General features: G+C 78.5%; 10 protein-coding genes. 5 read left to right on the top strand and 5 right to left on the bottom strand.

Annotation, left to right across the window (positions count from 1 at the left end; translation table 11 throughout):
* A partial coding sequence (locus tag VER05_RS12500) for a hypothetical protein (protein WP_324845671.1) occupies positions 1–365 on the bottom strand: 365 nt, incomplete at its 3' end.
* Positions 366–483: 118 nt separating this feature from the next.
* Between VER05_RS12500 and VER05_RS12495 the strand changes: the two genes are divergently transcribed.
* Positions 484–834 carry a DUF4229 domain-containing protein gene (locus tag VER05_RS12495; protein ID WP_324845670.1) on the top strand — a complete coding sequence of 117 codons (351 nt, stop codon included), beginning with the start codon at positions 484–486 and terminating at the stop codon, positions 832–834.
* Positions 835–837: 3 nt separating this feature from the next.
* Here the strand turns inward: VER05_RS12495 and VER05_RS12490 are convergent, their stop codons facing one another.
* The 3 genes from VER05_RS12490 to menE form a co-directional block, all read right to left on the bottom strand.
* On the bottom strand, positions 838–1,791 hold the full coding sequence (locus tag VER05_RS12490; RefSeq protein WP_324845669.1) for an alpha/beta fold hydrolase: 954 nt from the start codon (positions 1,789–1,791) through the stop codon (positions 838–840).
* 77 nt (positions 1,792–1,868) lie between these two features.
* Positions 1,869–2,738, bottom strand: coding sequence for a 1,4-dihydroxy-2-naphthoate polyprenyltransferase (locus VER05_RS12485; RefSeq protein WP_324845668.1), 870 nt, complete (start codon positions 2,736–2,738; stop codon positions 1,869–1,871).
* A gap of 100 nt (positions 2,739–2,838) precedes the next feature.
* A complete protein-coding gene (gene menE / locus VER05_RS12480; protein ID WP_324845667.1) occupies positions 2,839–4,047 on the bottom strand; it encodes an o-succinylbenzoate--CoA ligase in 1,209 nt (402 codons plus the stop codon).
* 83 nt (positions 4,048–4,130) lie between these two features.
* On the opposite strand from menE, the gene VER05_RS12475 reads away from it, so the two are divergent.
* Positions 4,131–5,192: a DUF3048 domain-containing protein gene (locus tag VER05_RS12475; protein WP_324845666.1), complete on the top strand. Its 1,062-nt coding sequence runs from the start codon at positions 4,131–4,133 to the stop codon at positions 5,190–5,192.
* A gap of 30 nt (positions 5,193–5,222) precedes the next feature.
* On the opposite strand, the gene VER05_RS12470 is transcribed toward VER05_RS12475, so the two are convergent.
* On the bottom strand, positions 5,223–6,191 hold the full coding sequence (locus VER05_RS12470; protein ID WP_324845665.1) for a 1,4-dihydroxy-2-naphthoyl-CoA synthase: 969 nt from the start codon (positions 6,189–6,191) through the stop codon (positions 5,223–5,225).
* Positions 6,192–6,235: 44 nt separating this feature from the next.
* Here VER05_RS12470 and VER05_RS12465 point away from each other — a divergent pair, with 44 nt between their 5' ends.
* The 3 genes from VER05_RS12465 to VER05_RS12455 all read left to right on the top strand — a co-directional run bounded on the left by VER05_RS12465 (position 6,236) and on the right by VER05_RS12455 (position 10,962).
* The gene (locus VER05_RS12465; protein ID WP_414647619.1) at positions 6,236–7,186 is read left to right on the top strand and encodes an o-succinylbenzoate synthase; all 951 of its coding nucleotides are present in this window, start codon (positions 6,236–6,238) and stop codon (positions 7,184–7,186) included.
* Positions 7,183–9,021 carry a 2-succinyl-5-enolpyruvyl-6-hydroxy-3-cyclohexene-1-carboxylic-acid synthase gene (menD, locus tag VER05_RS12460; RefSeq protein WP_324845664.1) on the top strand — a complete coding sequence of 613 codons (1,839 nt, stop codon included), beginning with the start codon at positions 7,183–7,185 and terminating at the stop codon, positions 9,019–9,021. Before VER05_RS12465 ends, menD begins: the two co-directional genes overlap by 4 nt.
* Before the next feature lie 117 nt (positions 9,022–9,138).
* Positions 9,139–10,962, top strand: coding sequence for a S1C family serine protease (locus VER05_RS12455; protein WP_324845663.1), 1,824 nt, complete (start codon positions 9,139–9,141; stop codon positions 10,960–10,962).
* Positions 10,963–11,012: the final 50 nt, after the last annotated feature.

Here is an 11,012-nt window from a genome sequence, read left to right as displayed (position 1 = left end):
GGCACGTCGCCGTTGCTGCCGTCGCCGGTGCCGTTCTCCCGCTCGCGGCGCCGGCGCTCCTGGTCGAGCCGCCACAGGAACTCGGGGTCGTCGTCGGGCGCGACCGGGCCGGGGCGGCGAGGGGTCGACCCGCCCGACCCGCCGGGTCCGGGGCGGCGGCCCGGGGCCGGGCCCGCGCCGCCCGTGGCGGGCTGGGCGCGGGAGGTGAGGATCCACACGAGCGGGCCCGCGATCGGCACCAGCGCGATGAGGAACCACGCGCCCTTCGGCAGCCCGCGGCGGGCGTGCTCGTCGCTCGTGGCGATGCCGGCGAGGGCGTACACCGCCAGGCCGATGATCACGAGGAAGAACAGCGCGCGAACCATGCTCCACCCTAACCAGGCCGCGCGAGGGCACCCCGCCCCGGGCCGGGTGATCGCGGGAACCGGCACGAGGTCGTCACATCCGGACGAGGTGCCCGGCGGATCGGCCTACCCTGGACCCGTGCCCGTCGTGACCTACTCGCTGCTCCGCCTCGCCCTGTTCGTCGTGTGCCTGGTCGGCCTCGTGCTCGCCGGCACGGGGTGGCTGCTGGGCGTCGTCGGGGCCGCGCTGCTCGCGGCGCTGCTGTCCTACGCGCTGCTCCGCGGCCCGCGCGACCGGGCCGCGCTGTGGCTCCAGGCGCGCTCCGAGGCCCGCGGCGACCGCCCGCGGCTGTCCCGGACCGCGACCGCCGACGCCGCGGAGGAGGACGCCGCGGTCGAGGCCGCCGAGCGCGAGGCCCGCGCCGACGGCGCGCTCGAGCGCGGCGCCGACCGGCCCGGCGAGGGCGGCGTCCCCGGCCGCCTGGCCTGAGCGTCAGGCGCGCGGCGACGGCTCGGCGAGCCGGTCGATCGCGCGCCGGGTGAGCTCCATCTCGGCGTCACCGCCGTGCCCCTCGGACTCGACGACGTGCAGCTCGCTCCCGGGCCACGCCCGGTGCAGCCGCCACGGCGTGATCGCCGGCCCGCTGAGGTCGCGCCGGCCGTGGACCAGCACGCCGGGGACGCCCGCCAGCCGGTGTGCGCGCACCAGCACCGCCTCGGCACCGGGCAGGAAGCAGTCGTGCGCCCAGAAGTGCGTCACCAGCGCCGCGAAGTTGGCGCGCTCGCGCGGGTCGTCGTGCAGCGGGCCGGGCACCCAGCCGGGGTCGAGCGAGACGTGGGTCGACTCCCAGTCGTCCCACGCGTCGGCGGCCGCCGCGCGGACGGCGGGGTCGGCGTGGCGCAGCAGGCGCGCGTAGTGCTCGACCACGCGGACGCCCTCGGGGACGTCGCCGGCGAACCGGTGCCACGCCTCGGGGAAGACGCGGCCCACGCCCTCGGTGATCCAGTCGATCTCGTCGCGGCCGCCCGTGGTGACCGCCGTCAGCACGAGGCCCGTCACCCGTCCGGGTTGCGCGAGGGCGTACGCGAGGGCGAGCGTCGACCCCCACGAGACGCCGTGGACCAGCCAGGCCTCGACGCCCAGGTGCACGCGGAGCGCCTCGATGTCGGCGATCAGGGTGCCGGTGGTGAGGTCGTCCAGGTGCGCGAGGTCGTCGACCGCCCACGGGGTGCTGCGGCCGCAGCCGCGCTGGTCCAGGCCGACGAGCCGGTACCGCGCGGGGTCGAACCGGCGCCGGTAGCCCCCGCGGCCGAGGCCGCTGCCCGGTCCGCCGTGCAGGTACAGCGCGGGGCGGCCCGCCGGGCTGCCGGACTCCTCCCAGTACAGCCGGGCGCCGCCGGGCCGGTCGAGCCAGCCGGAGTCGGCCGGCTCCGTGGGTGGGTGCACCCGGGACACGCTAGCCGCCGGCCGCGCCGCGACCCCGCCCGGCGGCGCGGGCACGACGCCGCTGCGGGTCGGTGCGGCTAGAGCGCCAGGCCCAGGCCCAGCAGGACGCCGAACGCCAGCTCGTACATCCCGGTCCCCGCGAGGACCGGGACGAGCGCGATGCCGCGGGCGCCGACAAGCACGGTGAACGCCAGCACGCCCGCGGGCAGCGCGAGCAGCATGACGATGAGGGCCCACGGGTTCGCCAGGGCGCACAGGACGCCGAGCAGCACCGGGAGCACCACCATGACCGCGTAGGCGCGGCGGGCGCGGTGCTCGCCGAGCCGGACCGCGAGGGTGCGCTTGCCGACGAGCGCGTCGGTGGGGATGTCGCGCAGGTTGTTGACCATGAGCAGCGCGCAGGCGATCAGGCCGACCGCGACGGCGCCCACCCACGCGGGCCAGGTCAGGGTGCCGGACTGGGTGTAGGTGGTGCCGAGCACCGCGACCAGGCCGAAGAAAACGAAGACGCCGACCTCGCCGAGCCCGAGGTAGCCGTACGGGCGCCGGCCGCCGGTGTAGAACCAGGCCGCCGCGACGCACAGCGCGCCGACCGCCAGCAGCCACCACTGGCCGCTCAGCGCGACCAGCCCGAGGCCGAGCAGGCCCGCGACGCCGAACGCCGCGAACGCCGCGGCCTTGACCTGCTGCGGGAACGCCGCGCCGCTCGCGGTCAGGCGCATCGGGCCGATCCGGTCGGCGTCGGTGCCGCGCACGCCGTCCGAGTAGTCGTTGGCGTAGTTGACGCCGACCTGGAGCGCGAGCGCCACGCCCAGGGCGAGCAGCGCGCGACCCAGGTGCGCCGCCTCGATCTGCGCGGCGGCGCCGGTGCCGACCAGCACGGGCGCGGCGGCGGCGGGCAGGGTGCGCGGGCGTGCTCCGGCGACCCACTCGGCGGCGGTGGCCATGGTGCTCCTGTCGTGGGGCCGCGGCGCGGGGCCGCGGCGGGTGGTTCGGCGTGCAGCGACGGTAACCCGGAACGCCGGGCGGGCCCGCACCGCGGCAGGCTCAGGTCCCGGGTGTCGCGGCGTCGGGGGCGGGCAGGCCGAGCTCCCGGGCGGCCAGCTCGGTCGCGCCCCGCCGGTCCGGCTTGCCCGGCCCGCGCAGGGGGAGGGCCGCGAGGGTGACGAGGTGCCGCGGCGCCGCGGGTCCGCCGAGCGCGGCCGCGGCGGCCTCGCGGAGGTCGGCGAGGTCGGGCGCGGGGGCGCCCGGCGCCGGGACGACGACCGCGACCAGGGCCTGTCCCCACTCCGGGTCGGGCACGCCGACCACCAGCACCTCGCCGACGCCGGGCAGCCCGGCGAGCGCCCGCTCGACGGCGGCGGGCGGCACCTTGACCCCGCCGGTGACCAGCACGTCGTCGGCGCGGCCGAGCACCTCCAGCCGGCCGTCGTCGTGCCACCGGCCCAGGTCGCTGGTGCGCAGCCACCGGGTGCCGTCCCGCACCTCGAACAGCTCGGCGTCCAGGTCGGGCCGGCCGCGGTACCCCGCCGCGAGCACCGGACCGGCGATCCGCACCCGGCCGTCGGCGGGGTCCAGGTCGACGGTGACCCCGTCGAGGGGGACGCCGTCGTACACGCAGCCGCCGCAGGTCTCCGACATCCCGTAGGTGGTGACGACCCGCGCGCCGGCCGACCGGGCGGCGTCCAGCAGCCCGGGGGGCGCGGCGGCCCCGCCGAGCAGGACGGCGTCGAACGAGGCCAGCGCCTCCCGGCCCGGCCCCGAGTCGAGCAGGCGGTGCACCTGCGTCGGGACCAGCGACGTGTACCGCGGGGCGTCGCCGTCGCCGGCCAGCCGGGCCGCCGCCACGGCGAACGCGTCCGACCGGAACGGCCCGGCGAGCACGGCCGGCTCGGTGCCGGCCAGGATCGACCGGACCAGGACCTGGAGGCCCGCGACGTGCGCGGGCGGGAGCGGCAGCAGCCAGCGGCCGGGGCCCGCCAGCCGGGCCTCGGTCGCCGCGCCGGACGCGCGCAGGGCGGCGGCGGTGAGCATGACCTCGCGCGGGGCGCCGGTCGACCCCGAGGTCCGCACGAGCAGCGCCACGTCGTCGGGCACCTCGCCGGCGGCGTCGCGGGCGTGCTCCGGGCCGTGCGCGTCGGGTGCCTCGACCGGCAGCACCGCGGGCCCGGAGCCGTCCAGCGCGGCGGCGAGCGCGGCGGTCAGCTCCGGCACCGCGGCGGGGGAGGCGGGGACGACGCGGACGGGACGGCTCACCCGGCCAGGGTAGGTCCGCCAGTAGGGTGGCGCGGGACGCGCGGCGGGTGCCGCCGCGCAGCAGGCGGCACGGAAGGGTCGAGATGGTTCACAGCACGAGGCGGGGGCTCCGGCGCGCCGCCGCCGCCGCGGTCGCCACGGCCCTCCTGGTCGCCGGCTGCTCGCAGGGGCAGGACCCGGCCCCCGAGGCCGCCACGGTGGCCCCGACCCTCGAGCCGCAGAAGGCCGCCGCGCCCGACCCGGTGATCGCGCCGACCTGGCCGCTGACCGGCGTCGCGGGCGAGGTCGCGAACCGCCCCGCGCTCGCGGTGAAGATCGAGAACACCGCGACCGCGCGCCCGCAGTCCGGCCTGGACCAGGCGGACGTCGTGTGGGAGACGATCGTCGAGTTCGACGTGTCCCGGTTCGTCGCCGTGTGGCACTCGCAGGTGCCCGAGGAGCTCGGCCCGGTCCGCTCGGTCCGCCCCATGGACCCGGACATCGTGTCGCCGATGAACGGCCTGCTCACCTTCTCGGGCGGCCAGCCCGGCATCCTCGACCTGGTCGCGGCGAGCCCGACCCAGGCGATCAGCCACGACGCCGGCGCGGCCGGCCTCTACCGGATCTCGTCGCGGTCGGCCCCGCACAACGTCTACGCGGACCCGCAGGCGCTCTGGGCGCAGGCCGACGCGAACCACCAGAACAGCCCGGGCGAGCAGTTCGCGTTCGCCCGGTCCGCCGAGCGCGCGACCGCGGTCGCCGCGGGGACCCCGGCGACGACCCTGGCGTTCGACCTGTCCAGCCAGTCCAAGCCGTCGTGGACCTGGAACGGGACGGTCTGGGAGCGCTCGGAGGGCTCGACCCCGGCCGTGGCGGCGTCCGGCGCCCGGCTGTCGGCGACCAACGTCGTGTCGATCGTCGCCGACCACCCGGGCACGGAGTTCGGCGCGCAGAACGGGGCGGTCGTGCCCACCTACACGCTCGTCGGCTCGGGCGAGGCGACGCTGGCGACCGGCGGGAAGACGATCGCCGTCCGCTGGCAGAAGGACTCCCGCGACGCCCCGATGCAGCTGTTCACCGCCGACGGCGCGCCCGCGCTGCTGGCACCGGGGAACACCTGGGTCGAGCTGGTGCCCGCCGGGACGGGGTCGCTGACGGTCTCCTGACCGCCCGGGCCCGCCGCCCCGGCGCGCCCGTCAGAACGCGTACGGGAACCGGCTCCAGTCCGGGTCGCGGCGCTCCAGGAACGCGTCCCGGCCCTCGACGGCCTCGTCCGTCATGTAGGCCAGGCGGGTCGCCTCGCCGGCGAACACCTGCTGCCCCGCCAGGCCGTCGTCCGCCAGGTTGAACGCGAACTTCAGCATCCGGATCGCCTGCGGCGACTTGGTCGCGATGATCCGCGCGTACTCCAGCGCGGCGTCCTCCAGGTCGGCGTGGTCCACCACGTCGTTGACCGCGCCCCAGGCGTGCGCCTGCTCCGCGGAGTACTCCCGCGCCAGGAAGAAGATCTCCCGCGCCCGCTTCTGGCCGGTCTGCCGGGCGAGCAGCGCCGAGCCGTAGCCCCCGTCGAACGAGCCGACGTTGGCGTCGGTCTGCATGAACCGCGCGTGCTCGCGGGACGCGATGGTCAGGTCGGCGACGACGTGCAGCGAGTGCCCGCCGCCCGCGGCCCAGCCGTTCACGACCGCGACGACGACCTTCGGCATCGTCCGGATGAGGCGCTGCACCTCGAGGATGTGCAGCCGGCCGGCGCGCGCGGGGTCGATGGCGTCCGCCGTCTCGGCCTCGGTCGACCCCGTGTACCGGTAGCCGTCGCGCCCGCGGATCCGCTGGTCCCCGCCCGAGCAGAACGCGTAGCCGCCGTCCTTGGGGCTCGGGCCGTTGCCGGTGAGCAGCACGGTGCCGACGTCGGAGGTCATCCGGGCGTGGTCGAGCACCCGGTACAGCTCGTCGACGGTGTGCGGCCGGAAGGCGTTGCGCACCTCGGGCCGGTCGAACGCGACCCGCACCACGGGCAGGTCCCGCACGCCGTCCGCCGACCGGGCGACGCCCCGGTGGTACGTGAGGTCGGTGAGGTCCTCGAAGCCGGTGACCGTGCGCCAGCGGCTCGGGTCGAAGGTGTCGGAGACGCGCGGGGGCAGCGGGGCGGCGGCGGGGTCGGTCACGGTGCCCAGCGTAGGGCGGGCGCCGAACCTCTACGCTGAGCCGCGTGCACGTCTACGCGATCCCCCTGCGGACGCGCTTCCGCCGGATCACGGTGCGCGAGGGCGTGCTCGTGCGCGGCGAGGCCGGTTGGGGCGAGTTCAGCCCGTTCTGGGACTACGACGCCGCGGAGTCGGCGGCCTGGTGGCGCGCGACCCGCGAGGCGGCGGACCTCGGGTTCCCCGCGCCCCTCCGGGACCGCGTGCCGGTGAACGTGACCGTCCCCGCGGTCGGGCCCGACGCCGCGCGGCGGATCGTGCTCGCGTCCGGCGGCTGCACCACCGCGAAGGTCAAGGTCGCCGAGCCCGGTCAGGGCGCCGCGGAGGAGGCCGACCGGCTCGCCGCCGTCCGCGAGGCGCTCGGCCCCGGGGGCGCCGTCCGCATCGACGCGAACGCCGCGTGGGACGTCGACACCGCCGTCGAGCGGCTCGCGGTGCTCGACCGCGCCGCCCGCGGGCTCGAGTACGCCGAGCAGCCGGTCGCCTCCGTGCGCGACCTCGCGCGGGTCCGCCGGTCCACGCACGTGCCGATCGCCGCCGACGAGTCGATCCGCCGCGCCGAGGACCCGCTCGCGGTGGTCCGCGCCGAGGCGGCCGACGTGGTGGTGCTCAAGGTGCAGCCGCTCGGCGGGGTGCGCGCCTGCCTGGACCTGGCCGAGCAGGTCGGGCTGCCGGTCGTGGTGTCCTCGGCGCTGGAGTCGTCGGTCGGGCTGGCCGCGGGCGTGGCGCTCGCCGCCGCCCTCCCGGAGCTGCCGTACGCCTGCGGCCTCGCGACGGCCCAGCTGCTGACCGACGACGTCGCCGACCCGCCGCTGCTCCCCGTCGACGGCGCGCTGCCGGTCGCGGCCGCACGGGCCGTGGTGCCCGCGCAGGAGCGGCTCGCGGCCACGTCGGCCGACGAGGCGACGGCCGCGCGCTGGGCGGAGCGCCTGGCGGCGGTGCGGGCGGTGGCCCGGTGACGGCCCCGGCGCCCGGCGGCCCCCGCGGGCCCGTGCGCGGCGCGCCCGCCGCCCAGGCCGCACGGGTCCTGGTCCAGGAGCTCGCCGCCCACGGCGTGCGAGACGTCGTCCTCGCCCCGGGCTCGCGCAGCGCCCCGCTGGCCTACGCCCTCGCCGAGGCGGCGCTCCCCGACGCCGAGCGTCCGGCCGGCGCCCCCGCGGTCCGGCTGCACGTGCGGGTCGACGAGCGGGACGCGGCGTTCCTCGCCCTGGGCCTCGCGCGCGCCGCGGCGGCCGAGGGCGACCCGCGCGCCGTGGCGGTCGTGACCACGTCCGGCACGGCGGTCGCGAACCTGCACCCGGCGGTGCTGGAGGCGCACCACGCGGGCGCCCCGCTGCTGCTGCTCACCGCCGACCGGCCGCACGAGCTGCGCGGCACCGGCGCCAACCAGACGACGGTGCAGCCGGGCATCTTCGGCGCCGCGACCCGGCTCGAGGCCGACGTGCCCGCGCCGGCGGGCCGCGCGGGCGAGGACCGCGACCTGCGGCACCTGCTGTCCCGGGCCGTGGCGGCGGCGCTCGGCGCCCGCACCGGCGACCCCGGCCCCGTGCACCTGGACCTCGCCTACCGGGAGCCGCTCGTGCCCGGGCCGGAGCCGTGGCCCGCCGACGGCGCGGCCGGGCGCGTGGCCGTGCTGCCCCGCCCCGCGGTCGCGCCCGCCGCCGGCGACTCGGGCGTCCCCGCCCGCGCGGACCTGCCCGGCCCCGTCGTGGTCGTCGCGGGCGACGGCGCCGGCCCGGACGCCCGCCGGCTCGCGGAGGCCGCGGGCTGGCCGCTGCTCGCGGAGCCGTCCTCGGGTGCGCGCGGCGGGCCGAACGCGCCCGCGGCCTACCGGGTGCTGCTGGGCGACCCGGACCTCGGCGGCCGGGTCGGCGCGGTCGTGCTGCTGGGCCGCCCGACGCTCACCCGCCCGGTGTCGGCGCTGCTCGCGCGCGACGACGTCGACCTGACCGTGGTCGCGCCGGCGGGCTCGGGCTGGCCGGACGCCGGCCGGGCGGCCGACCGGGTGCTCACGGGCGTCCCCGCCGCGTGGTTCGACGGCCCCGCGGACGACCCCGCGTGGCTCGCCGCGTGGCAGCGCGCCGACGCCGCCGCCGGGTCCGCCGTGGACGCCGCGCTCGGCGACGACCCGGCCGCGCCGCCCACGCGCGCGACCCCGCCGCTCACCGGCCCGCGGGCCGTCCGGGCCGTCGCGGCGGCGTCGCTGCCCGGCGACGTGCTCGTGGTGGGGTCGTCGAACCCGGTGCGGGACCTCGACCTCGTGGCCCGCTGGGCGGAGCCGCCGCTCGTGCTCGCGAACCGCGGGCTCGCCGGCATCGACGGCATGCTGGCCACCGCCGCGGGGATCGCGCTCGGCCTGCCGCGGCGCCGCACGCGGGCGCTGGTCGGGGACCTGACCTTCCTGCACGACGTCGGCGGCCTGCTGCGGCTCACCACCGAGCCCGAGCCGGACCTCCAGGTCGTGGTGCTGAACGACGCGGGCGGCTCGATCTTCGCGACGCTGGAGCACGGCGCCCCCGAGCGCGCCCGCACGTTCGAGCGGGTGTTCGGGACGCCGCACGCGGTCGACGTCGCCGCGCTGTGCGCGGGCTACGGCGTGCGGCACGTGCGGGTGTCGGACGAGGCGGCGCTCGCCGCCGCGCTCGCGGCGCCGGGCCGGGGGACGTCCGTGGTCGAGGTGCGGGTCGACCGCGCCGACCGGCGGGCTCTGGGGGAGCGGCTGGCGGCCGCGGCGCGGGACGCCGCCCGGGAGGCTGCGCGCGGCCCGGCCGGCGGCGGGCGCGCCGCGGGCTGACGGGGTGCGGGCCGGGGCGGGCCGCGTCATCGTGGATTCGCAGCGGACTCCCAGGTTCTGCCGAGCGTGGCTCCAGTTCACGGGGGTCTCATAGTCGGCGAGAAGGAGGTACACCCCATGAGCAGCAGCACCCCCGAGGGTCCGCGCGACGCCCAGGGCGCGCCGGAGCCGCAGCGCACCGAGGACGGCACCGCTGCGACCGAGGCCGTCCCCGCCACGCCGGCGACCGGCGCGACGCCGTCCGCCGACGAGACGCAGCGCATCGCCCCGGCGCCCACCCAGCAGCTCCCCCAGACCCCCGCCGCGCCGAGCGCGCCGGCCGCCCCGGCCGCGCCGGCCGCGCCGCAGCAGCCGTACCAGGGCGCCGCGCCGCAGCAGCCGGGCGCCCAGCAGCAGCACGCCGGTGCCCCGGCGCCGCAGCAGCCCCGCTACGGCCAGTACGCCCCGCAGCACCCCGGGCACCAGCCGCACGCCGCGCAGCCGCAGCCGGCGGCGCACCAGCAGCAGCAGCCGCACGCGCCGCAGCAGCCCCACGCGCCGCAGCAGCACGGGCACGACCCGCTCGCCGCGTTCCGGGCGCCGTCCGCCCCCGGCGCCCCGCAGGGCCCGGGTGGTCCCCAGGGCCCGGGCGGCCCGCACGGCCCGACCGGCGGCCCCGAGCACCCCGCCGCCTTCGGCGCGCCCGGCGAGCCCGGCGGCGCCCCGGCCCGCACCCGCTCGGCGCGCGACCGGATCTGGCTCCCCGTGGCCAGCGTGGGCGTCGCGGCGGCGGTCCTGGCGAGCCTCGGCACGGCCGCCCTCACCGGCGCGTTCGAGGACGACGGCGCCGCGCGGTCGGCGAGCATCGCCTCGATCGGGCAGAGCAGCAACGACAGCGTCCCGGTGTCCGGCTCCACGTCGGACAACCCCGACTGGCAGTCCGTCGCCTCCGCCGTGAAGGACTCCGTGGTCGCGATCACGGTCACCACGAGCCAGGGCGAGGCCCAGGGCTCCGGCGTGATCGTCGACGACGCGGGCCACGTCGTCACCAACAACCACGTGGTCTCCGGTGCCCAGGACGGCAAGGTCCAGGTCACCCTCACCGACGGCCGCATCTTCACGGCCGACGTCGTCGGCACCGACCCCACCACGGACCTCGCGGTGGTCAAGCTGCAGGACGCCCCGGACGACCTGAAGCCCGCGGCGCTCGGCGACTCCTCCGAGGTGGCCGTCGGCGACCCGGTCATGGCGGTCGGCAACCCGCTCGGCCTGGCGAACACGGTGACCACCGGCATCGTCTCGGCGCTCGACCGTCCGGTGTCGACCACCGAGGACGGCAGCAGCGACACCGTGGTGACCAACGCGATCCAGATCGACGCGGCCGTGAACCCCGGCAACTCGGGCGGACCGCTGTTCGACGCGCAGGGCAGGGTCATCGGCATCACCTCGTCGATCGCGACCACGTCCAGCGAGTCGGGCTCGATCGGCCTGGGCTTCGCGATCCCCGTGAACCTCGCGGACATGATCGCCGGCCAGCTCATCGAGGACGGCACCGCGGAGCACGCGTTCCTGGGCGTCGCGCTGAGCGACAACACGGCGACCGCCGACGGCGTCACCCGCGCCGGCGCGCAGGTGCAGAGCGTGACGTCCGGCTCCCCGGCCGCGTCCGCGGGCGTCCAGGAGGGCGACGTTATCGTCGCGATCGACGGCAAGTCCGTCGCCGGGGCCGAGTCGCTGACCGGGTACGTCCGGGCATACGCCTCGGGCGACAAGGTCACCCTGACGCTGGTCCGCGACGGCAAGTCCCTCGACGTGGACGTCACCCTGGCGGTCCGCGAGGAGACGACCTCGGGCGACTCCGGCTCGGGCTCGGGCGGCTCGGGCGGCACCGACCCGCGGAACATGACGCCGGACGAGCTCTGGCAGTGGTTCCAGCAGCAGCAGGGCGGCGGTCAGGACTGATCCCACCTGCACGACTGTCCCCGGGCGGGTCCATCCCCTGCCCCGCCCGG

This window comes from Cellulomonas sp. (assembly GCF_035634735.1).
In the GTDB taxonomy this organism is placed as follows: domain Bacteria; phylum Actinomycetota; class Actinomycetes; order Actinomycetales; family Cellulomonadaceae; genus Cellulomonas.
The sequence above is the reverse complement of the archived record's forward strand: the minus strand, read 5'-3'. Positions and strand labels throughout refer to the sequence as shown.